This window comes from Arthrobacter sp. MYb227, from assembly GCF_002975435.1.
Classification (GTDB): Bacteria; Actinomycetota; Actinomycetes; order Actinomycetales; family Micrococcaceae; genus Paeniglutamicibacter.
This window is the reverse complement of record NZ_PCPT01000002.1, coordinates 79,465-102,218: the sequence shown is the minus strand read 5'-3', so window position 1 is coordinate 102,218 and position 22,754 is coordinate 79,465. Positions and strand designations below refer to the sequence as shown.

Sequence of the window (22,754 nt, the reverse complement as noted above, 5' to 3'; positions counted from 1 at the left end):
TCTAGGCGGAGGCGCCTACCGGTTGCCCGGTAGCCTGATCCAGGGGTACCAGGGCGCTCGGGGCGTCTTCGGCGGCCTGGGCCAGGTCCTCAAATTCGTTGACTGCATCAAGCTCGGCACCCATAGCGATGTTCGTCACACGTTCAAGGATAACCTCAACAACCACGGGCACCTGATGTTCGGCTGCCAGGCGCGTGGCCTCGGCGAAGCCCTCGGCCAGCTTGGATGGATCCTCGACGCGTACCGCCTTACAGCCCAGCCCCTCGGCGACCTTGACGTGATCAACGCCGTAGCCGTTAGTTTCCGGGGAGTTGATGTTATCGAAGCCCAGCGAGACGTGGTAATCCATCTCGAAGGGGCGCTGCGACTGGCGGATCAGGCCCAGGTAGGAGTTGTTCACTACCACGTGGATGTAGGGCAGCTTGAACTGCGCGCCGACTGCCAATTCTTCGATCATGAACTGGAAGTCGTAGTCACCGGAAAGGGCAACAACCGTTGAATTTGGCTTGGCACGCACGACGCCCAGGGCGGCCGGACCGGTCCAGCCCAGCGGGCCGGCCTGACCGGCATTGATCCACTGGCGTGGGCCGTAGACGTGCAGCATCTGCGCGCCGGCAATCTGGGACAGGCCAATGGTGGAGACGTAGGTTGTATCGCGGCCGAAGGCCTCGTTCATTTCCTGGTAGACGCGCTGCGGCTTGATCGGGATGTTATCGAAGTTGGTCTTGCGGTGCAGCGTCGACTTGCGCGCGGTGCACTCATCGGCCCAGGCGCTGTAATCCGGCAGAGTGCCGGCGGCCTTGCGTTCCTTGGCGATGGTCAGCAACATTTCAAGTGCTGCACCGGCATCGGAAATAATGCCCAGATCCGGGGTGAAGACCCGGCCAATCTGGGTGGCTTCGATGTCGATGTGCACGAACGTACGGCCCTTGCGGTAGGTCTCCAGGCCGCCGGTGTGGCGGTTGGCCCAGCGGTTGCCCAGGCCCAGCACAAAGTCGGAGGCCAGGAACGAGACGTTGCCGTAGCGGGTGTGCGTCTGGATGCCGACCATGCCCGACTGCAGGGCATGATCATCCGGAATTGAACCCCAGCCCATCAGGGTTGGGGAGACCGGGATGTTCAGCAGCTCGGCCAGCTCGACGAGCTGGCCCGACGCGTTGGCGTTGATGACACCGCCACCGGCGATGATGATCGGGTTCTTGGAGGCCACGAGCAGGTCCAAGACCTTGTCGATCTGGCCGCGGGTTGCCGCCGGCTTATCCGGGGTCAGTGGTTCGTAGGCGTCGATGTCGAATTCGATTTCCGCCAGCTGCACGTTGATCGGTAGATCCAGCAGGACCGGGCCGGGGCGTGCCGAGCGCATGATCTGGAAGGCCTTGGCGAAGTAACCGGGGACCAACCCGGGTTCCAAGATGGTGGCCGCGAACTTGGTGACCGGCTTGGCAATGGACTCGATGTCCACCGCCTGGAAGTCTTCCTTGTGTAGCTTGTCCGTCGGCGCCTGGCCGGTGATGCAGAGCATCGGGATGGAATCGGCGATCGCCGCATACAGGCCGGTGATCATGTCGGTGCCGGCCGGACCGGAGGTGCCCAGGCACAGTCCGATCTTGCCGGTGGCACGTGAGTAGCCATCGGCCATGTGGCTGGCGCCCTCGACGTGGCGGGCGAGGGTGTGGCGGATGCCGCCATGGGCTCGCATGGCGGAGTACAGCGGGTTGATGGCCGCGCCGGGCAGGCCGAAGGCCTCGGTGGCGCCTTCCTTTTCCAGGATCAGGGCGATTGCGTCTACAGCGCGCATCTTGGTCATGGTGTGGGTCCTTTTGCGTGGTACCGACCGGGCCGCAGTGCGCATCGATGCCGCGCTGGCCGGTCGGGAAAATGGGGTGGGGGGTAGTGCCAACGGCTTAGATGCGTTGGCCGGTGGGCCGGTTAGGAGGCCGAGAGGGCAGGCACGTCGGCGGAACCGGAGAGGCGTTGTACGCCGCGGAAGAGTCCCGAGTGATCTAGCGAGCCGTCGCCGCTGGCCACGGTTGAGGCCACCAGCTGGGCGACGAGTGCGCCGAGCGGGAGGACGACGCCGGCCTCGCGGGCCGCTGAGGTGACGATGCCCATGTCCTTGTGGTGCAGGGCGAGGCGGAAGCCGGGCTCGAAATTGCGGTCCAGGATCTTCTGGCCCTTCTGGTCCAGCACCTTGGAGCCGGCCAGTCCGCCGCCAAGGACCTTCAGGGCCGCGTCGGTGTCCACGCCGTAGGCCTCGAGGAAGAGCACTGCCTCGGAGAGCGCCTGGATGTTTGCCGCGACGATCAGCTGGTTGGCTGCCTTGACGGTCTGGCCGGAGCCGGCCGGGCCGACCAAGACGATGGTCTTGCCCATGGCTTCGAGGACCGGTAGCGCCTCGGTGAAATCTGCTTCTTCGCCACCGACCATGATGGAGAGCACCGCGCCAATGGCCCCTGCCTCGCCGCCGGAGACCGGGGCATCGAGCGGGCGGATGCCGGCGGCGCGTGCCTCGGTGGCTAGTGCGGTGGTGACATCCGGGCGGATCGAGGAGTTATCGATCCAGAGTGCGCCTGCCTTGGCGTTGGCGAAGACACCTTCTGGGCCGGTGACTACGCCCTCGACATCTGCCGAATCCGGGACCATGGTGATAATAACGTCGGCGCCGGCGACGGCCTGAGCAACGCTCGTAGCCCCCGTGCCGCCGGCGGCGACGAGCTCTGCTACCTTGTGTGGGCTGCGGTTGTACCCGGTGACGTTGAAACCGGCCTTGGTGAGGTTGATGGCCATGGGTAGGCCCATGATGCCAAGTCCGATGAAGGCTACATTTTTGGTGTTAGACATGAGTGACTCCTGAAAAATTTTATGGTGTGACGGTGCCGTGAAGGTTTTAAGCCGGCTGGCGGATGAGCCAGGAGAAGGCGGTTTCGCGATCCTGCTTGTATTCAAGGGCGATGCCGCCGTTGTAGCCCAGGGCACGTGAGCGGGCGATCCATTCACCCAGGGGCAGTTCACCGGTTCCCGGTGCACCGCGGCCAGGTGCGTCGGCAATTTGGATGTGGCCGAAGTCTTGGGCGTGTGCTTCGATGACAGCCGCTACGTCTTCGCCATTGACTGACATATGGAAGAAATCGGCGAGCAATGCGATGTTGTCTGCCCCAGCTGCCTTGACCTTATTAACCACTGCAAGTGCGTCGGTGGAGGTCTTTAGTGGGTAGGCGGGGGTGCCGGAGACCGGTTCGATCAGCACGGTGCCGCCGAGCGGTGCCACGCCTGTTGTTGCTGCGAGCAGGTTTTTGAGGGCCAGCTCGTCCTGTTCCGCAGCGGTGAATTCTTCTTGGCGGTTTCCGTAGAGGGCGTTGAAGGCCTTGCATCCGGTAGCTTCGCCGATTGCCGCAACAACTGCGATGTTGTCTTTGAACTCGGAGCAGCGGCCCTTCCATGAGACAAGTCCACGGTCGCCCGCTGGCATATCGCCGGCGAAGAAGTTTAGTCCGGCAAGTTGAACGCCCGCGTTGGTAATTGAGGAGACAAAGGCATCGACCTCGGAGTCGGCGGGAACCGCTGTGGCAAATGGCCACCAGAATTCAACACTGTCAAAACCTGCAGCCTTGGCGGCCTCGGCGCGCTCTAGCAGGGGAAGCTCGGTCAGCAGGATTGAGCAGTTAACTGTGTAAGACATCTTCGACTCCTTCACGTGGGGTTCAACTTCCATATCGCGGAATATGATTATTGCTTTATGAAAACTGTAGCGAGTGGCGTTCATCACTGTCAAGGGGGTGGCCCCGTAGCACAAAGCTAGTGGGCTCGCGGCTTTCGCGTGACGTTACGCGAAGATTTCCACAAATAGCCTAGTCGGCATTCCACTAGGTGAAAATGTTTTTCTTTTGAGTGGAAACGTGTCATTATTTTCCCAAGCAGCTGTAACCCCCATCACACCGCTCGGCCGAAAGGCGCAATCCAATGACTATTCCAGATGTGAGTAAACATCGCGCTGAGAATTCAGCCTTCAAGGGCCTGGTTTCCAGTACCGACTCCTCGGCAGAGCTGAACCCGCACGAACTCAGCGCCACGCTCTACAACAACGATTTGGCCCCCACCACTAAGAAGGGCCGCACCTGGTCCAGCTACAGTATCTTCACGCTGTGGGCCAATGACGTGCACTCGCTGGGTAACTACGCGTTCGCCATTGGGCTTTTCGCCCTAGGTCTGGGTGGCTGGCAAATTCTGTTGGCCCTTGCCTTTGGTGCGGTACTACTCTTTGGCCTGCTGAACTTCTCCGGTTTCATGGGTGAGAAGACAGGTGTCCCCTTCCCCGTCATGAGCCGCATCGCCTTCGGCATCCGCGGTGCACAGATCCCGGCCCTGCTCCGTGGCGCAGTCGCCATCGCCTGGTTTGGCATTCAGACCTACCTGGCATCCGTGGTCTTGGTAGTCATGGTCTTGGCCTTGGCGCCGGGTGCCGCAGCAATCAACAACAACCACTTCTTGGGCCTTTCAACACTCGGCTGGATTTGCTTCGTCTCCCTGTGGGCCGTCCAGCTGGTCATCGTCAGCTACGGCATGGAAATGATCCGTAAATACGAGGCCTTTGCCGGCCCGGTCATCCTGATCACCATGGGTGCCCTTGCCGTATGGATGTTCATTGAAGCGGGCGGCTCGATCGCTTGGTCAACCGGCGAAACCAAGACCGGCATTGATATGTGGGTAGGTATTCTGGGCGGCGGCGCACTGTGGGTTTCTATTTACGGAACCTTCGTACTGAACTTCTGCGACTTCACCCGCAGCGCGGTCTCCAAGAAGGCAATCGTGCGTGGCAACTTCTTCGGCATCCCACTGAACATGCTGCTCTTCGGCGTCATCGTTGTGGTCCTCACCGGTGCCCAGTTCAAAATTGATGGCACCATCATCACCAGCCCCTCCGACGTGGTTGAGGCAATCCCCAACACGCTATTGCTGATCCTCGCTTCGCTGGCCTTGTTGATCCTCACCATTGCGGTGAACCTGATGGCCAACTTTGTGGCACCGATTTACGCGCTGACAAACCTGTTCCCGAAGCACCTAAACTTCCGTCGCGCGGGCTTGATCTCCGGGTTCATCGGCCTGGTCATCCTGCCCTGGAACCTTTACAACTCCCCCACGGTGATCACCTACTTCCTGGGCGGTTTGGGTGCACTGCTTGGCCCGCTGTTCGGCATCATCATGGCCGACTACTGGATCCTGCGCCGCGCCAAGGTCAATGTCCCGGACTTGTACCGGGTCAGCCCGAAGGGCACCTACTACTTCACCCGTGGGGTGAACATGCGCGCCGTCATCGCCCTTGCAGCTTCCTCAATCGCGGCACTGATCCTAGCCTTCAACCCGGCATTGCACGCGGTCTCCGCGTTCGCCTGGTTCATTGGTTCGGGTCTAGGCGCCATCATCTATCTGGCCATTGCCAAGCGCGGCGAGGTCCACGAGGATGTCTGCGGCGAAGAAATCGCCGTAACCCCAACCCACTAGCCGATCGGTCGGTGTTTGCCCACGGGTACCACCGAGAGAATATCGCGCTACCGAATCCACATGAAGGAGTTTGCGCACCATGCGAATTCTGGTCCTGAACGTCAATACAACAGCCTCGATGACCCGCTCGATCGGTGATTCCGCTCGCTCGGCGGCCTCCCCGGGCACCGAAATTATCGAACTCACCCCGAACTTCGGCGCAGATTCCTGCGAAGGCAACTTTGAAAGCTACCTTGCTGCAATTGCTGTGATGGACAAGGTGGTGAACTACACCGAGCCATTCGACGCGGTGATCCAGGCCGGCTACGGCGAGCACGGACGCGAAGGCTTACAGGAACTTCTTGATGTTCCGGTGGTGGATATTACCGAGGCCGCCGCATCCACCGCGCAGTTCTTGGGCCACAAGTATTCGGTGGTCACCACGCTTGATCGCACGGTTCCGTTGATTGAGGACCGGCTCAAGCTTGCCGGGCTTACCGATCGCTGTGCCTCGGTGCGTGCCAGCGGGCTGAGCGTGCTGGAACTTGAATCCGATCCCGAGCGTGCGGTTGCGGCAATCGTTGATCAGTCACGCCAGGCCGTGGAGAACGATAAGGCCGAGGTCATCGTGCTGGGTTGTGGTGGGATGGCTGAACTTGAGGCCAAGGTTGCCCAGGCTACCGGTGTGCCGATCGTCGATGGGGTACGAGCGGCAGTGACCATTGCCGAGTCCTTGGTACGTCTTGGCCTGAGCACCTCTAAGGTCCGCACCTACGCGACACCGCGTCCCAAGGTAGTGACCGGATGGCCAATTACCAGGGCAAATATTGAGGTAAACATCGGTTAGTTCAGTAAAACGATGAGTGGGATTCAGCAGGTCGGCCGTGGCGCTAAGCTACGGCCGGCCTTTGCTGTGTCGACCGTTTTGGCAGGCGTGGCTCTCGGACACTCACGGCAACCACCATGCCGATGATGGCCCCGATGATTGTCTCAACGGTCCGATCAATCATCATGGAACCCGGGTCACTGGGTGCTGCCAAATACGTCATGATCAGGATCAACGGAGTGAAAAACACCATGGCCAAGGCGTAATGCCGAGTCATGAAAAGTTCGGTCGGGAATTGCAGAAGAACCACGGTAAGGCTCAACACCCAGGCCACCGGATCCGGTAACAAAATCAATGCAGTTAGCCCAACCCCCACGGTGGTTCCCACCATGCGGTGGACTCCGCGATGCAGTCTGGCTCCGAGAGTTTCGGCGGCTAACGGCACCGCGGCCGCGGCCATGGCCCAATAGGGATGTCCTATGCCCAGCAGATAGGCCAGTGAACCGGCAACACCCACGGCCAGCGTGTAGCGCAGCGCGTGCGTAAGCATCGCCGGAGCGGTAAATGGGGAACGAGTGCGGCTGGCTCCGCGCTTCCAGCCGCGGGCATCAACCCAGCCGCTAAAGCCAACCAACATAGCTATCAATGCCGAGCCCGCACAGATCAAGGCGGCAACCCACCAATGAACCTGCAGCGGAACAGACGCGCAGGCACCGAGGGCAAAGATACAGAAGAAAGAACCCGCAGGTTTGAGCCCAAACCTATCGGCAAAGAGCGATCCGGATCCCGCCACGATTGCTTCCACCAGAATTAACGTCCAGATAGGTACCTGTAATGCGGAAAGTACGATGCCTATGCTGGCGCCACCTACCAAGAGAACAGCAGCCTGGGACTGGTGAATGATGCGTAACTGGTGTGGTTCTTGGCGGCCATACATTCCAACGAACGCACCAAACACCGCGTAAACGATGAGCTCATGCCGGGACAGTGCCATGAGCAGAAGCACGGGAAGCGCGACACTCACTCCCACACGAAGTGCCGCACGGTGGTCCCCCGCGGCTGGACCCAGCACCCAGAATCTCCGAAACCCCGCGACGACCGAGGCCCAACGCATTTGATTTCTGACCCTTGGCGCAGGGTGTGTGGAATGGTTCATGGAGGTCTTTCTGGCGATGAGGCTCCGTGCTCGACGGAACACTTCCCAAACCACTTTCCGGCAAATATGCGATAACCGTCAAAGAGGTACGACCGATGGTGCAAGAGGTTTTGCTTATTGCTGTGAGCTGCACTGAAATTTACAAGGCATATTCAAGGTGTCTCAGGTCGGTAGTTGCAGCTACCTCAGCCATTGCACGTACCAATACGGAAGCGGGTTGCGCGGATAAAGTCACGAGGCCCACGGGAAGTGCACGTTGCGGCTCGGAGAGGGGAACTGCCCGCAAACCTTGAGGAACACCAAAAACATGTAGCCACGCTGTTGGCAAGATCGTTGCCCAGAATCCCGTCTTCACATGCGCAAAAAGCGACGCAACAGAATCCGTTTCCAACCGCGGTTCGGGCCGCACGCCCGCTTCGGCAAATACCGCATCAATGCGTTGCCGGCCTTGCAGATGCGGAGCCAACAAACACAACGGCAGTGAAGCGGCCTGGGTCCAAGACACCGTCATACCTACCGGCTGGTCATCACCAACCAGCAAGACATGGCGTTCGAGATACAGCGGGGTCACGCTAAAGCGATCGGGTAGGGGATCTTGAATGTAGGCAATCCCAGCATCAATCTCATAGGTTGCCAGCCGGGCCAGCACCTCGTCGTTATTCATATCGGAAACAACTTGAACGCGGGCCTGTGGGTGTTCACGGCAGAAGGTCGCATTGAGCAGCGAAACTGCAATCGAGGCCGTGGGAATGGAACCAATACGTAGCTGGCCGCTCACTCCTGCTCGCATTGCGGCTAACTCGTCATGCATTGCATCACGATCCGCCAAGATACGCCGAGCCCACATCGCGACCTCTAGCCCCTCGGGGGTTAGTCCCTCAAACTTATTCCCGCGCCGGATCAGCGGTACGTTGAGTTCCTTTTCCAGCTTCCGGATACCTTCGGACAGCGCGGGTTGAGAGACCCCACAAGATTGCGCGGCACGCAGGAAGTGTTCCTCACGGGCTACCGCCAATAGGTACTCGAGTTGTCGCATTAACATATGACCGGTCTACCGCATCAACGCAAGAGTTGCCATTTGGTTAACCCTGCGTTCACCGAATTGATGGTCTGGTGGCACTTTGAATGAACGCGCCGGAGTATTCTTCCCGCTTGGTAAATATGCTTGTGCCTCAACACCTTCACCAGCTGGCACCTCGTTCTAGCCAACACCTAAGACCATAGAGCGTTTTCCCTAGTCCCAGAGATGGATCACTCGAATACTTTGATGACCCAACGTCTAGTACAAAAGTGCCGATTTTTGCCATTGCGCGGGTTTCACATCATCCCGCCAGGCTGACGCTGTTAGCGTCATGTGTAAATCATCAACGAACTATGGGGACATCATGAAGAAAACACTTGGCATCACCGGAATCCTCTTGCTGGCCGCGGGTGTACTCACCGGTTGCGCTTCGGCAAATGTAGATGCAGTACCTCCGGTAGAACCCGAAAAACACGACCAGCCTGTCACCAAAGATTGCGTCGCAGGATTTGAGGGCCTCTGGAATTCCACTCCGGTAGACGGCAATACTCATGGCTTGCCACAACAAACCGTCACGGTTCTCACCGACTCGGGCAAAATCATCGAAGCACACGACCGCAAGCTAGACAAAGCAGGAAAGCCCGAAGACCTCGGCATCACCTACACGGTGAAACAAGACAAATCATGGCCCAAAAAATCGGTGCTCGTCATCGATACATCCAATGACAAAATCCTTGAAACCTTCCCGGTACCCACGGATATGCCGATCTGCGAGTAGTGCAACGCAGGCGTATACTTTTTTCATGTTCTGCATGACTCATTCCTCATTGCCTATCTGGCGTTCGGAGGTAGCCGGCATCATTTTTGCTGGTTCTAGATAGTTCTGTTGTTTTTGGTTTCGACCGAGTGCTTCAACCGCACCGTCGTGCTTAATGCACGCTCATTCCACCGAATTCTTGTCTTGCCGCTGCTTGCTCAAACGCGGCAAGCTCCACCACAGGACTACTTATTTCATGCTGCAACTTTCCGAAAAACAAATCCGCGCCTCATTCATCAACGCTTCTTTGCGTGAACGCAAGGCACTCACCCTTCCCGAAAATTTTGCCGAACTGAGCTGGGAACGCAGAGATTTTCTGGGCTGGCGAGACCCCAAATTGCCGCTTGTTGGCTATGTCGTGGCAACGCTGGATGAACAGCCAGAGCAGCCCATCGGCATTATGTTCCGAAAATCCGAGGGCAAGATCCGTAGCCGTGCCCAGTGTTCCTGGTGCGAGGACGTGGATCTTCCCAATGACGTGGTCTTCTTCAACGCGAAGGCAGGCGGTCAGGCCGGGCGCGATGGTGACACTATCGGCATGCTCGTTTGTGCAAATTTTGAGTGCTCAACCAATGTTCGCGCGATGAAATCCTTGCCCTATCTTGGCTTTGACAGAGAAGCCGAGGTAGCTCGCCGCATCACCGTATTGCAAGACCATGTACGCAACTTTGTCATACGAGTTCGTGATGGCGAATAGCCGTTTCTGATTGGTTGCTTTCCTTCGTTTAGCCGAGGGAAACCAACCAATCGAGCACTTTAGCAGAAGGCCTGCGGTCCGCCAAAATGATCCTGTTGGCTTGGACTCCATCGAGAACCTTGCAAGTAGCTTCCGCGGGTTCCCCCTCCCACATGACGCGGAGCCCTGCCTTCTGAGCGACCGCCACCGAAGCAGGATTAGTCGACAGAACGCGCGCAATCACAGGAGCTTCCGGCCGTACCGTTTGGGCGCAGCGAATTGCATAAATAGATAGCTCGGTCGCCAGTCCATAACCCCAGCAATCTGGATGCAGTCGGTACCCAAGATTCCAGAATGCGCCATGCTTACCCGCGGGAAAAAGATTAACCCCGCCACTGCCCACCATCATTCCGGGTTCCAGTCCGGGAATTATTTCGGGTTCAAGCCCAGGAAGCGCCATGTCGTGGCGTAGTCGAACTATCCAAGAACCCAATCCATGTTCACTCCAGCTTCGATCAACCATGCTCAGCATCTCTTCGGTGAGCCGGCGATCTACGATCCGCGCCCTGGGAAGATGCGTCCAGGTGCGCGGATCGCTGTCGATCGCAAAAACTGCATCAAGATCCACGGGCTCAAGGGCATCGAGCTGAAGCCGTGGGGTTAGTTCGCTGGCGAATCGCATATTTTCAAAATACCCTGCCGCGTCAACCACTCCCCCATACAACGCACCGCTCCGGCCCATCACCGTAGATCAAGAATTCGCGGCACCACGTTGCAGGCTCCGGTACCGCAACTGTTCCGGCTCGGCCGAAGACGCTAGGGACTGTTGCCCCCCTGCCGTAACCAACGTGGCCTGATACAGTTTCGGCCGCGGAAGCTCCGAAGTTCCCTTTGCATATGACGGACCAGCCCCAGGCGATCACATCATCAAAGCATCGTGCAGAGCGCGCGAGCCAGCCGGGGTGCAGCCCATTGCTATCTCGGGCAAGAATTTTAGCTACTCGTCACCCAGTTCTACCCGACAGCGCTGCTACCTAGTTCCATTCTCTGCCGGCGGTTTCCCAGAAAATACTTTCCCCACAAGCGAGAAGATGAAACGCGACTTTCTAGTAGGCGTGAACTAACAGCGCTTCGGACACCTGCCGAGCAGCATCAAGAACCAACGGAGCCATCCGTTCAAGCGGATCTTGCGCCTTGCCAACCAGCGAGATACTGGCCAAAGGCCCTTGTCGTCCACGGATGGAAGCAGCCACACAAGCAACGCCATCGAAGCTCTCACCCGATTCGTAGGCTAGACCACCACGACGCCGAATACGATTCAGTTCGGCGTAGAGCATCGGCGGGTCCTTGATGGTATTTCGGGTAGTTTGCGGCAGCCCGTCCTTGTACAGCTCATCCAAATCTTCGGGGTCCATCCAGGCAAGCATTGACTTTCCGAGCGCTGTTCCGTGTGCAGCATTAATACCACCGACACGCGATGGAACCGCAACAGCCGAACGTCCACCAAGCTTATCCAAGTAGTGAATATTCGATCCGTCGAGAACCGCCAAATGCACCACCATTCCCGTACGCATTTGCAGATCATGAAGCAACGGTGCAGCTTCGGCGCGGATTCGGCCATTGACCGAGTCATGGCTACGATATTTCATCGTTCGCCACCCCATTCCATATCCCTCTGGCGTATGTTCTACCCAGCCAAATTGGACAAGCTGATCAAGAATACGGTGCGTCGTGGAACGCGGAAGCTTCGTCCTCTCGGTTATTTCATCGAGCAAGAGTTTTGCGTTGAAAGGCTCAAAGGCCTCCATGATCAACGTCATCCGAGCCGCCATCGAAGGCGGTTGGCTTTTTACCGCCGCGGGAGAGCAGTCGGTGGGGGCGCAGGCAGCAACACTCATCAAGAACCTCCGAGAAGAAGAATAATCACCCTCCATCTGTGGAGAAGCGAAACATACATTGACCAAAACCCTCGTGGAATCGCCAAGAAACCGCGTGCAGTGTGATGCGCAGCACTCGAAGGTGATGTTCACTGTACACCTCACTACAGAGTCAAGGCTAGTGCCTTGCCTCACATTTCATCCCGCTCTCCGGGATCTTCCTCTCGAGGCATTCTCGCGTCACGACATACTGGGGATTCACCCCCAGGGAGGACGGATGACAACATTCACCGAAACAGCAAGCGCCAACATGGCGGGTCTTGCTCATGTGGCCAAGCGACTACGCGATGCCGAAGATAACCACTTGGCTATCAAACCAATCCGCGACGAACTAACCCTCGGCGGTATCGATGCCGCGTACTCCGTTCAACAACTCAACGAAGATTATTGGGTGTCGCAGGGACGACGGGTGGTAGGCCGCAAGATCGGGCTCACCTCTCAGGCCGTACAAGCCCAAATGGGCGTCAACCAGCCCGACTTCGGTGTCTTGTTTGCTGACATGTGCCTAGCCGACGGTGAGAGCATCGGCGTCGGGGAAGTCCTGCAACCACGCGTGGAAGCCGAAGTGGCCTTGGTTCTCAAGCATGACTTGCCGAATCCTGACACCACCATGAATGAGCTCATGGCTGCCATCGATCATCTGCTCCCCTCCATTGAAGTTGTCGGGTCACGAATCAAAAACTGGGATATTTCCATCCTTGACACCATCGCCGACAACGCCTCCTGCGGACGTATTGTCACCGGCACAGTTCCGGTCCTGCCTTCAGCTCTGGATCTTGGTGCGGCCGGAATGGTCATGGAAGTCAACGGAAAAGTGGCTTCCGTCGGTTCCGGAGCCGCATGTCTTGGACACCCCTATCGCGCTGCGCTCTGGCTTGTACGACGCATGGCAGGGCTGGGCAGGCCCCTTCGCGGCGGGGAAATATTAATGACCGGAGCGTTGGGCCCCATGGTCAATTTTCCCCCGGGCGCAAACGCACTTGTAACTATTCAGGGCCTTGGCCAGGTCCGCATCACGCATGAGGAGAAGTAATGGAAGAACAAACACGCTGGCCCGTGGCCATTATCGGCTCGGGTAACATCGGCACCGACCTAATGATTAAGGTCATTCGTGGGTCCACTCGTCTGGAGATGGGCGCCATGGTTGGCATCGATCCCGAGTCCGATGGGCTGCGACGCGCTGCTTCTTTTGGTGTTCCGACCACCGCTGAAGGCATCGAAGGGCTACTGAAACTACCGAACTTCAAAGATATCAAGGTGGTTTTTGACGCAACGAGCGCCTCGGCCCACCGGGCAAACTGGGAACTACTCAAGGACACCGGTGTTCGGGTTCTGGATTTGACCCCCGCGGCCATCGGTCTCTCCTGCATCCCCGTGGTCAATATGGAAGACCACCTAGAAGAAACCAACTTGAACATGGTCACGTGTGGAGGCCAGGCCACAGTTCCCATGGTGGCAGCCATCTCCGCGGTAGCCCCGGTACGTTACGCCGAGATCGTTTCCTCGGTGTCCGCACGTTCGGCCGGTCCTGGCACCCGGGCCAACATCGATGAATTTACCGAAACCACTTCCGAGGCATTGGTTCAGGTTGGTGGGGCCGCAGAAGGCAAGGCCATCATGATCTTGAACCCTGCTGAGCCTCCCATGTTGATGCGTAATACCGTGTATGCCTTGGTTGAAGGCGAGCAGGACCATTCGGCGCTGGAAGCATCCATTGGAAAAATGGTTTCCAAGGTGCAGGAATATGTTCCGGGTTACCAGCTTAAGCAGGCGGTTCAGTTTGAAACATTCGGCGCGGAAAACCCGCTCTATCTGCCGGGGTCAGGTGAATTCCGCGGAACCCGCATCACCGTCATGTTGGAGGTCACCGGTGCGGCACACTACCTGCCGGCCTACGCGGGCAACCTAGATATTATGACTTCCGCCGCCATGGCTGTGGCCGAACGATGGGCCGCACACGACGGACTCAAGAACCCGAAGACCGAAGCTACTTTGCAGGAGGTAGGAGCATGAGCAAGCTCTACATTTCCGATGTCACCCTGCGTGATGGCATGCACGCCATCCGCCACCAATACACGGTAGACCAGGCCGTTGCCATTGCCACGGCACTGGATCAGGCAGGAGTTTCTTCCATCGAGGTGGCCCACGGCGACGGCATCAACGGGTCTTCCTGTGTCTACGGCTTTGGCGCCCACACCGATTTGGAATGGATCTCCGCGGTAGCCGGGGTCGTCAAAAACGCAAAGGTTGCAACTCTCGCACTGCCGGGCATCGCCACGATTAGCCATCTCAAGGACGCCCACAGTGCTGGCGCCTCGGTGGTCCGCATCGCCACTCATTGCACCGAAGCAGACGTTTCGGCCCAGCACATTGCCGCGGCCCGCGATCTAGGCATGGACACAGTTGGGTTCCTCATGATGTCCCATATGAGCCAGCCAGCAGACCTCGCGCAGCAGGCAAAACTCATGGAAAGTTACGGAGCTACCTGCGTTTATGTTGTTGATTCAGGCGGTGCACTGACCCCACGCGGAGTTGCCGAACGCATCGACGCCTTCCGCAGCGTGCTGAATCCGGAAACCGAGATTGGCATTCATGCCCATGAGAATCTCTCGCTAAGCATCGCAAACTCACTCACCGCAGTTGAACACGGCGCCAACCGCGTCGATGCCTCGCTGGCCGGCATGGGTGCCGGTGCCGGTAATGCGCCGCTTGAGGCGTTCATTGCGGCGGCCGACAAATACGATTTTGAGCACGGCTGTTCATTGCCGATCCTGATGGATGCGGCAGACGATCTGGTCCGTCCGCTGCAGGACCGACCGGTTCGCGTTGACCGTGAAACCCTCTCGCTTGGCTACGCAGGAGTCTACTCAAGCTTCCTCCGTCACGCGGAAACCGCCAGCCAGCGCTACGGAATCCCCACCACAGAAATCTTGATGGAACTTGGAAACCGCCGGATGGTCGGCGGTCAGGAAGACATGATCGTGGATGTAGCACTAGATCTGCTGGACCAGAAGTAACCTTCCGTTCTACCCGGCATGCCGGCACTACCGTCTGAAAGGAAAGACAATGAACGCAGTCAGTTTGGGGGCCACCCGCCCAACAGTTGAGGATCCGATGGCTTTCCGCAATGTTTTAGGACATTTCCCCACCGGAATTGTTCTTATTACTGGTATTGCCGATGATGGTGAACCCGTTGGCATGATCGTGGGGTCTTTCACCTCGGTCTCACTTGATCCACCCTTGGTGGGCTTCTTGCCAACGGTAAGTTCCTATACGTTCAAACGGTTGCGCACCGCAAAGTCCTTCTGCGTCAATGTACTGGCCGGAGACCAAGAAGATATTTGTCGCCGTTTCGCCGGTCGCACCGAGAATAAATTTGACGCGGTAGATTGGACGCCTTCACCCTCCGGAGCCCCGGTACTCGAGGGTGTTGTAGCCTTCATCGACTGCACCTTCGAATCGATCGCGGACGCCGGAGACCACCACATTGTCGTTGGCGCGGTACAAGAGCTCCAGGTTTGCCGCCCCGTGGCACCACTACTGTTCTTCCAGGGCGGTTATGGTCAGTTTGCACCGATGTCATTGCATGCCCCCTTTGAAACGGACCTTATTGCCGGGGTGCGACTAGCGGAGCAGGGTCGGGCCGAAATGGACTGGCTTGCTGCTTCCTTGGGTGCCGAGTGCACGGCAATGGCGGTGGTCAATGACCAAATGGCGGTCATGGTGGCGGGGACCGGTTCCTCGTGGGATGCCGAAGCTCGACTCGGAGAACGCATTCCGTTGATGCCTCCCATGGGCGAATTGTGCCTAGCGTGGGAGGACGAGGACGCGATTCAGCGCTGGCTAGATCGGGCGCTGCCCAGCGATGACTGTTCCCCACATGAATACCGCGAACGCTTGCGGGCTGTCCGCAACCGGGGTTGGTCGGTGACCATGAAGGGAGATTACCGGGACGAAGAGGTATTTGCCGCCCTGCGTGAATATTCTTCGGGCCGTTACACCCCGGCTCAAGAACGCCATATTCGGGAGATTATTTCCCGTACTTCTAGCAGTTACGCTCCAATTACGCTGCTGGATGGGGAACGGTACGAGGTTGACTCGCTGCTGGCTCCGGTATGGGATTCAGCAGGTAAAGTGCGCCTGGTGTTGCGCATTACCCATTTGCCAAGCTCGGTCACCGCACAACAGATCACCGCTTGGGCTGACCAATTGATGCTGACGGCTACCGCCATGAGCATCGCCCCGACAGCTCGCGGCTAGTGACTTAGGATTTATTGGTGTGCAAGGTCCAGGACGGTGCTGCCGTCCTGGACCTTGCACGCTACTCGGTACAACGCGGTGCTGATCAAGTCCGCAAGCATTGCCGGGTCCCACACTCGATCCTCAACTTGCTTGTTCAGTAGGCTGCTTTCCAATAACCTGAAGAAGCACTCTGTAAAGTACCTAGCTAAATCCGAGCGCATGTGTTCCTCCGATATCGGTGAAAACATCTCTCGGAACCACAGGACCGTTACTTCAAAGGCATCTTGCATCACAAGTTCTAGTTCTTGGCGGCCGGCATAGACATGATCCGAACGTTGCAACAAGAGCAGAAGCCCCAGTGCCAAGACGCCGCCTCCGGGACTTCCGTCCAGGGCCGCAAGAATATAGTTGCGGTTAAGCACAGACCAATCGCCGTCGGCCGGACGAAGATGAGAGAGCTTCCGAGTCGAGGCCCATCCTTGGCATGCCTCCTCGATAACCGTAGCGATCAGCTCGTCTTTGTCTTTGAAGAACCAATACAAGGAGCTTGCCGGCAACCCGGCTTTTTCGCAGACCCTAGCAATCGTGACACCGTCATAGCCAAGCTCCATGATGACATCTTTGGTCGCCCGCACAAATATTTCCCGGCTTCCGTCCGGGGTGGCAACATGTGTCTGTTCTTGAGCCATGGGGAGCGCGTCAAGTGGTCGCTCGGCTGCAGTTTCGACTATACAAATGGCGATCTCATCAAGGCACGCAGCAATCAGCTTGTTCAGAGGTTTGGCTTCTAAGCGCCTCAACTCATAGAGGTTAAGTACTTCGCACTCCCTGATCCCCACGGTGAGCTGGCCCAATAAGTCCGATGCAAGATCCTTTTGTTCCATCTCGGCGGGCAGGGTTCGTTCCCACCACTGTGCCAACCATTCGACGCTTTCACGTCGAATTTGCAAGAATCGGTCCCGTGCGAGGATTGGTTCCTGGGGACGAGAAACAGCAAGCTGCAATCCCACACGCCAATATTCCATGCTCACACCTGCCGAAGGTGAACGAATCAGCTCCGCATACAAGTCGTCTCGGCGCATCTGGCTCGGAGGCGTATCAAGCCAGTTCGGCAATCGTGAGGCCTGCGTCCGGTAGGCATGTTCCAAGGCCGCGGCGATCAAGCTTTCCTTGTTGGCAAAGTGCCAATAGATGGAACTAGCAGACACCCCAGTGGCCCTGCGCACCATGGCTAAGGTCGTACCGGCATAGCCGTGGCTAATCACCAGCCGCATAGTTTCTTCTAGGATTCGAACCCGAGTTTCTTCACCTTGCAGATTCTTGCGGTCGGTTTTGCGTTGCAATTTTGATCACCCGTATCTTTCCGGCCGGACACCGGCTCCCTCCCCAGCCTAAACCCTTACCCAGCAAGCTTTCGTCACGAGGCATGATCTAGGGATCAATCCTGTGGGGCTCTGCGGCGCATGCTTCAGTTCGAGAAAGGTACGGTAATACTTGGCGCTGCGCAAACGCCGAAGTCCGCGGAATCCCATGATTTTCCAGGAGATTTCGCGGACTTCGGTGTCGAGTTCTCTACTTACTTTCTAGCGGCTCACCTTGCCAAAAAGCGAAGCGATGGGTGCAAGGATCAAGGGTCGAGCAGCAAACCAGCCACCCACAATGACTAGCAGCGAGATAAAGAAAATCCAGAATCCGTACCAGTTAACCGCATCCTGACCGCCATACATGTGGTTCAAGTTGCGCAGCGCCCCGGTTGAAAGCACCAGTGCCACGTGCACGATGATGAATCCAACGAAGTAAAACATCACCGGCAGGTGGATGGCGCGTGCGACCTCAACCGGGTAAATCTTACTCAGCCTCTGGGCTTTGTTTGGCCAAGCATCGGACATCCTCAACCCAGTAAGCGCCGCCAGTGGAGCAGCGATAAAGATTGTGGCAAAGTAGGCCAGAACCTGCAGGCTGTTGTAGTTGACCCAGCCATTCTCGGTGGGCCAATCCAATGAGGCATATTGCAATATTGCCGAGAGCGCGTTGGGGAAGACTTCCCAGCTGGTTGGAACGACTCGCATCCATTGGCCAGTGGCCATCAGGAGCACCACAAAAAGTGCCCCGTTGACCAGCCACAGGATGTCCAATGATTGGTGTAACCAGAGATTGATGCTAATTTTCTTGGGATTTTTGCCCCAACGAGCGGTCCAGCTTGCCGGAGGACGACGTTGCGTGCGGACCTGCCAGCCGGAACGAATAATCAACACCATCAGGAAAATGTTGAAGAAGTGTTGCCAGGCAAGCCAGCCAGGGAGTCCCACCGGCGCTCCGTGCGGTAATTCGGTTTCCCCGGGGTACCGCGTCACAAAACTCTGCACCGATTCGGTAGTCATCAACCAGCGCGCGGTAAACACCACGACGGCCAGCACTACCAACAAACCGGCCGCCCAAATCACCGCACGACCACCACGGCTGTGCCACAGCCTTTCAAGAGCCCCAGTTTCCCGTACCAGGGTGGTGGGGCTTGCCGAGGTCCCCTTGGCGGTTATGGTGTCGGCCCGAGGTATAACTGTCACGGGTTCGGCCGCGCCAGCCACAGTTACATCGAGGGCAGTAATCCCCGCGGCGTTGGTGGGCTGAGATATTTCAGCGGCAGGTCCGGTGGTGCGCGGCAGTCCCCGGCGTCCTGCTACCGGTGCGGATGCCGATGCTTTCTCGGGTTCGGTTTCCACAGCAGTTGGTGCCTTGGCCGGCTCTAAACCTCCGGCCGTGGCGGTTCCGCTGTCGGTTGGTCGTGGCAGGCCCCGTCGCCTCGTCGCAACGGCCGGTACCGAAGTTTCCGGGGTTACGACGGAGGCCGAAGTTGGCACCGTTTCTTGGGTTGGAAGCTGTTGAGCGGCCGGGGTCTCGGAACCTGCAGTGCCGGCGCTTGAAGTACGTGGGAGTCCCTGTCTGGCCATTCGATTTAGCCTCGCTTTGCTTCGATTGCTGCGACCAATTGCGGTACCACGGTAAAGATGTCGCCAACCACGCCGAAGTCGGCGATATCAAAGATTGGTGCGTCCGGGTCCTTATTGATCGCGATGATTGTCTTAGAGGTCTGCATGCCCGCTCGGTGCTGGATGGCACCGGAAATGCCCAGGGCGATGTAGAGCTGCGGGGCAACCGTGACACCGGTCTGCCCCACCTGCATGGTCTGCGGGACGTATCCCGCATCGACGGCGGCACGTGATGCCCCAATGGCGCCACCCAGAGCATCGGCGAGTCCCTCGACCAGCGAGAAATTCTCCCCCGAACCTAGCCCTCGGCCACCGGAGACCACGATGTCGGCACCGCGCAGCTCGGGGCGCGAAGATGCCGCAGCGGTCTCCCGGTAAGCGGTGATGGTTGCGTCAGGGGCTCCTGATGCCGCGACCGGCAACTGCTGAACATTTGAGGGCTGTGCTTCGGCGCGCAGCTCCGAGGAGCCTTGGCGCAAGGTAATGACCAACGCATCGGTACTGGCCGCGGAATCCACTAGGTAGGCTCCTCCATAGACCGAGTGATGGGCAATGATACCCTCCTCGTCCCGGGAGATTCCTACCGCATCAAGGGCCAGGGCCGAACCGCTGCGTGCTGCAAAGCGGGCAGCGGCATCGCGTCCGCGGATGGAGTTTGCTGTGAGCACTGCCTCGGGTGCAACCGCCGCTGCAGCGGCTGCCAACGCATCAACGGTGGGCATCACCACCGAGCTTGCAAGTTCCTGGGGTTCGGCGATGAGTACCTGCGAGGCACCGAGCGCTGCAAGTTCGCTACCGAGCCGTTCGGCGTTTCCCACCGGGGCGAGCGCCAGGGCCACTGCACTGCCCACCGATGCCGCGGCACCGATGAGCTCTGCCGCACCGGAACGGAGCTGGCCAGACAGGGAAACATCGACGAGCACAAGAATTGAATTCGCTGGGTAGCCGGTCATGCTGAGCGTCCTTTGATGAGTTGGTTCTGGGCAAGGAATTCTGCGATTTGGTCTCCGGCGTCACCGGCATCTTCAATGCGGATACCGGCGTTGCGAGCCGGACGTTGCGCCGCCGAAATGACGATGGATCTGGCGGTTTCTTCGTCAAGGATGATGCCTAGCTGGGCCAGGTCGAGGGTCTCAAACGGCTTCTTCTTGGCTGCCATGATGCCCTTGAAGTTCGGGAAACGCGCATCGGGAAGGGCTTCGGTCACCGAGATCACACCGGGCAGGTCAATGCTTGCCTCGTAGCTATCAAACTCGGTGTTGCAGCCTCCGGAAACCGTTAGTTCATCGATCGCTACCGTACTCAGAGACGCCAGTCCGGCTACGCCAAGTAGCTCGGTGAGCATCGAAGGTAGGGCGCCGCCGCCTCCATCGGTCGAGGCATTGCCGGCGATGATCAGATCGAATCCAATGTGCTTGGCAGCTGCGGCAATGACTTGGGCGGTGAGGGTCAGATCCGCGCCCAAGAGTGCCGAATCCTGTACGTGCACCGCGCGGTCTGCGCCCATGGCAAGGCCCTTGCGCAGAGTTGCCGGCAGGGTGCCGTCCGGGCCCACGGTGAGCAAGATGACCTCGGTGTTCGCATCCTTCTCGCGGTGGCTCAGGGCAACTTCAAGCGCGCGTTCGGTGATTTCATCGAGCACCGGTTCGCTTGCCGACCGGTTCAACAGACCGGTCTCCAGATCTAGGGTGCGCTCACCATAGGTATCTGGAACTTCCTTCATCAGTACGATGACTTTCACGATGTGTCCTTCCTAAACTTTGCAGTGTCCAAGCCCTGCCGGGCTGCGATCTTTTGCGAACTAGTGCGGTCAGCTAAATACGGCCAGGCCCTCGGAGATTACCGCGCGTTCTCCCACCGCGGCCTCAAAGCGACCTCCGTCCCAAATCGTGGCCTCAATCTTGTCTCCGGGGAAAACTACCCCGGAGAACCGTCCACCGAATTCCACGATGTCTGCCGGGTGTGCACCTGCAAGGGTTGCCAAGGGCAATGTGGTTGCTGCCAGCGAGGCCAGTCCGTGCAGAATCGGGCGATCCTGCCCAATGCGCTTGGCAGCCTGAGGATCGATGTGGATGTGGTGTTTGTCCCCAAGCAGGCGGTAAAGCGCCGCCTGGTTTGGTTGGGTCTGCACGCTTGCCACCCCGAGGGCCTCGCCACGTGGCGCGGCCGGCTTACCGGGGCCGCGTTCCCCACCAAAGCCACCAAAACCGGGAGCAAAGATCTGCCAAGTGGCCTGGAAGTAGTCGCATTCAACAATGATGTTGAAAACGGCGGCGCTGCCCTTGTCCCAGACTTCGCCGACCCGTGCATTGAGCCGCAGTTCACCGGAGCGCGGCAATTCCTTGGCTACCAGCAATTCTTGCGAGCCGTGCACCGAGCGATTATCGAAGGCTCCTTGGTTTGCCATGAGGTCCGGGGCCCACTGGGCCAGGGTCAAGCCAAAGGACGGAAGTACGCGTAGCCGGTCTTCGAAGACCAGCTGTAGATCGTTGACCGGGGCACCGATGGCCAGCGCATAGAGAATTGCCTCGTCCTGTGTGTAACTTACGGTGCGCTCACCCAGATGTCTCCCGGCCCAAGCGCCGGTTTCAAGGGCTGCCTCGGGCAGTGCGGTTGCCGCGCTCATGATGCTGCCACCGGGACCGGAGCCGCGCCGTATACGGGTTCCGGGGTTACCGAACGCGCCAGCAGTTCCTCAATTGCCAGGCCGGCGGAAACGGCGTCCCAGCGTTCGCCCGCATCGTGAGCCGGACCGTGGTTCCAACCTTCCTCGATGCAGATCTTTCCACCCTCGATTTCAATGACCCGGCCGGTCACCTCGCCGGAGGTACTTCCCGCCAGCCAGGCCACGATCGGCGAAACATTTCCCGGGTGCATGGCATCAAACCCGCTCTCCGGTGCGGCCATGGCCTGGGCGAAGGCGCCCTCGGTCATACGGGTTCGGGCCGCCGGCGCGATCGCATTGACGCGTACCCCATAGCGAGCCAGTTCGTGGGCGGCGACGAGCGTCAATCCGGCGATTCCTGCCTTGGCTGCCGAGTAGCTTGCCTGGCCCACGCTGCCCTGCAATCCGGCACCCGAGGAGGTGTTGATGACCCGGGCATCGGGTGTACGGCCGGCTTTGGCCTCATTGCGCCAATACTCACTGGCGTGGCGCAGCGGGGCAAAGTGGCCCTTGAGGTGCACCCGGATTACCGCGTCCCACTCTTCTTCGGAGGTGTTTACCAGCATGCGGTCGCGCACAAAGCCGGCATTATTCACCAGGATATCTAGCCGACCAAAGGTCTCAATGGCCTGACGCACCATGGCGCCGGCCTGTTCAAAATCGGCGACGTCGGCGCCATTGGCAACGGCCTCACCACCTGCGGCGCGGATCAACTCAACCACTTCGTGGGCCGGGCTCGAGGCTTCAACAACCCCGTCCAGAGTGGTGCTGAGGTCGTTGACGACGACCTTGGCGCCCTGGCGCGCCAACTCCAATGCGTGCTCTCGTCCCAATCCGCGGCCGGCACCGGTCACGATGGCGACCCGACCCTCACAAATCCCCGTCATGTGCTTTCCTTCCTCTGGATTTTGTTGCTCTGAATTGCCAGTGTACCCCGAACCAAGCAAGT

The 22,754-nt window shown here is 58.6% G+C and carries 21 protein-coding genes; 8 read left to right on the top strand and 13 right to left on the bottom strand.

The genetic code is table 11. The features are described 5' to 3' along the window. Nucleotide 1 precedes the first annotated feature (1 nt). From gcl to CQ018_RS04495, 3 genes are all read right to left on the bottom strand, one after another. Nucleotides 2-1,807 (bottom strand): glyoxylate carboligase, encoded by a 1,806-nt coding sequence (gene gcl / locus CQ018_RS04505; protein WP_105548804.1) that lies wholly within the window; start codon nucleotides 1,805-1,807, stop codon nucleotides 2-4. Nucleotides 1,808-1,929: 122 nt separating this feature from the next. Continuing rightward, the gene (locus tag CQ018_RS04500) at nucleotides 1,930-2,841 is read right to left on the bottom strand and encodes a 2-hydroxy-3-oxopropionate reductase (RefSeq protein WP_105548803.1); all 912 of its coding nucleotides are present in this window, start codon (nucleotides 2,839-2,841) and stop codon (nucleotides 1,930-1,932) included. 46 nt (nucleotides 2,842-2,887) lie between these two features. Then, on the bottom strand, nucleotides 2,888-3,679 hold the full coding sequence (locus tag CQ018_RS04495) for a hydroxypyruvate isomerase family protein (RefSeq protein WP_105548802.1): 792 nt from the start codon (nucleotides 3,677-3,679) through the stop codon (nucleotides 2,888-2,890). A gap of 281 nt (nucleotides 3,680-3,960) precedes the next feature. Between CQ018_RS04495 and CQ018_RS04490 the strand changes: the two genes are divergently transcribed. Then, nucleotides 3,961-5,499, top strand: coding sequence for an NCS1 family nucleobase:cation symporter-1 (locus tag CQ018_RS04490; protein WP_105548801.1), 1,539 nt, complete (start codon nucleotides 3,961-3,963; stop codon nucleotides 5,497-5,499). 79 nt (nucleotides 5,500-5,578) lie between these two features. After that, nucleotides 5,579-6,325 (top strand): aspartate/glutamate racemase family protein, encoded by a 747-nt coding sequence (locus CQ018_RS04485; RefSeq protein ID WP_105548800.1) that lies wholly within the window; start codon nucleotides 5,579-5,581, stop codon nucleotides 6,323-6,325. A gap of 43 nt (nucleotides 6,326-6,368) precedes the next feature. On the opposite strand, the gene CQ018_RS04480 is transcribed toward CQ018_RS04485, so the two are convergent. Together CQ018_RS04480 and CQ018_RS04475 are read right to left on the bottom strand one after the other, a co-directional pair. Then, a complete protein-coding gene (locus CQ018_RS04480; RefSeq protein WP_105548799.1) occupies nucleotides 6,369-7,418 on the bottom strand; it encodes an FUSC family protein in 1,050 nt (349 codons plus the stop codon). Nucleotides 7,419-7,599: 181 nt separating this feature from the next. Beyond that, complete coding sequence (locus CQ018_RS04475) at nucleotides 7,600-8,502, bottom strand: LysR family transcriptional regulator (protein ID WP_105548798.1); 903 nt, start codon at nucleotides 8,500-8,502, stop codon at nucleotides 7,600-7,602. A 343-nt stretch (nucleotides 8,503-8,845) separates the two neighbouring features. On the opposite strand from CQ018_RS04475, the gene CQ018_RS04470 reads away from it, so the two are divergent. Together CQ018_RS04470 and CQ018_RS04465 are read left to right on the top strand one after the other, a co-directional pair. Next, nucleotides 8,846-9,259, top strand: a complete 414-nt coding sequence (locus CQ018_RS04470) for a hypothetical protein (protein ID WP_105548797.1) — start codon at nucleotides 8,846-8,848, stop codon at nucleotides 9,257-9,259. Between the two features lie 235 nt (nucleotides 9,260-9,494). Next, nucleotides 9,495-9,995, top strand: coding sequence for an FBP domain-containing protein (locus tag CQ018_RS04465; protein ID WP_105548796.1), 501 nt, complete (start codon nucleotides 9,495-9,497; stop codon nucleotides 9,993-9,995). A 28-nt stretch (nucleotides 9,996-10,023) separates the two neighbouring features. Here the strand turns inward: CQ018_RS04465 and CQ018_RS04460 are convergent, their stop codons facing one another. Then, nucleotides 10,024-10,716, bottom strand: a complete 693-nt coding sequence (locus tag CQ018_RS04460; RefSeq protein WP_105548795.1) for a GNAT family N-acetyltransferase — start codon at nucleotides 10,714-10,716, stop codon at nucleotides 10,024-10,026. 364 nt (nucleotides 10,717-11,080) lie between these two features. Next, complete coding sequence (locus tag CQ018_RS04455) at nucleotides 11,081-11,794, bottom strand: IclR family transcriptional regulator (RefSeq protein ID WP_258142402.1); 714 nt, start codon at nucleotides 11,792-11,794, stop codon at nucleotides 11,081-11,083. A gap of 334 nt (nucleotides 11,795-12,128) precedes the next feature. Between CQ018_RS04455 and CQ018_RS04450 the strand changes: the two genes are divergently transcribed. The 4 genes from CQ018_RS04450 to CQ018_RS04435 are packed head-to-tail and all read left to right on the top strand — an operon-like array spanning nucleotide 12,129 to nucleotide 16,171. Then, on the top strand, nucleotides 12,129-12,944 hold the full coding sequence (locus CQ018_RS04450; protein WP_105548793.1) for a fumarylacetoacetate hydrolase family protein: 816 nt from the start codon (nucleotides 12,129-12,131) through the stop codon (nucleotides 12,942-12,944). After that, complete coding sequence (locus CQ018_RS04445; protein WP_105548792.1) at nucleotides 12,944-13,924, top strand: acetaldehyde dehydrogenase (acetylating); 981 nt, start codon at nucleotides 12,944-12,946, stop codon at nucleotides 13,922-13,924. Before CQ018_RS04450 ends, CQ018_RS04445 begins: the two co-directional genes overlap by 1 nt. Next, entirely contained in the window at nucleotides 13,921-14,928 is a 1,008-nt protein-coding gene (gene dmpG, locus CQ018_RS04440) for a 4-hydroxy-2-oxovalerate aldolase (protein ID WP_105548791.1), read from the top strand. The genes CQ018_RS04445 and dmpG overlap by 4 nt, the downstream gene beginning before the upstream one ends. 49 nt (nucleotides 14,929-14,977) lie before the next feature. After that, the gene (locus tag CQ018_RS04435; RefSeq protein ID WP_105548790.1) at nucleotides 14,978-16,171 is read left to right on the top strand and encodes a flavin reductase; all 1,194 of its coding nucleotides are present in this window, start codon (nucleotides 14,978-14,980) and stop codon (nucleotides 16,169-16,171) included. 11 nt (nucleotides 16,172-16,182) lie between these two features. Here the strand turns inward: CQ018_RS04435 and CQ018_RS04430 are convergent, their stop codons facing one another. The 6 genes from CQ018_RS04430 to CQ018_RS04405 form a co-directional block, all read right to left on the bottom strand. Further along, nucleotides 16,183-17,496, bottom strand: a complete 1,314-nt coding sequence (locus CQ018_RS04430; RefSeq protein WP_105548789.1) for a TetR/AcrR family transcriptional regulator — start codon at nucleotides 17,494-17,496, stop codon at nucleotides 16,183-16,185. Between the two features lie 240 nt (nucleotides 17,497-17,736). Beyond that, a complete protein-coding gene (locus CQ018_RS20420) occupies nucleotides 17,737-19,101 on the bottom strand; it encodes a cytochrome b/b6 domain-containing protein (RefSeq protein ID WP_258142401.1) in 1,365 nt (454 codons plus the stop codon). A 5-nt stretch (nucleotides 19,102-19,106) separates the two neighbouring features. Continuing rightward, nucleotides 19,107-20,093 (bottom strand): electron transfer flavoprotein subunit alpha/FixB family protein, encoded by a 987-nt coding sequence (locus CQ018_RS04420; RefSeq protein ID WP_105548788.1) that lies wholly within the window; start codon nucleotides 20,091-20,093, stop codon nucleotides 19,107-19,109. Then, nucleotides 20,090-20,881 carry an electron transfer flavoprotein subunit beta/FixA family protein gene (locus tag CQ018_RS04415; protein WP_105548787.1) on the bottom strand — a complete coding sequence of 264 codons (792 nt, stop codon included), beginning with the start codon at nucleotides 20,879-20,881 and terminating at the stop codon, nucleotides 20,090-20,092. The genes CQ018_RS04420 and CQ018_RS04415 overlap by 4 nt, the downstream gene beginning before the upstream one ends. A 69-nt stretch (nucleotides 20,882-20,950) precedes the next feature. Continuing rightward, nucleotides 20,951-21,766, bottom strand: coding sequence for a MaoC/PaaZ C-terminal domain-containing protein (locus CQ018_RS04410; RefSeq protein ID WP_105548786.1), 816 nt, complete (start codon nucleotides 21,764-21,766; stop codon nucleotides 20,951-20,953). After that, complete coding sequence (locus CQ018_RS04405; protein WP_105548785.1) at nucleotides 21,763-22,692, bottom strand: SDR family oxidoreductase; 930 nt, start codon at nucleotides 22,690-22,692, stop codon at nucleotides 21,763-21,765. The genes CQ018_RS04410 and CQ018_RS04405 overlap by 4 nt, the downstream gene beginning before the upstream one ends. Between the last annotated feature and the right edge of the window lie 62 nt (nucleotides 22,693-22,754).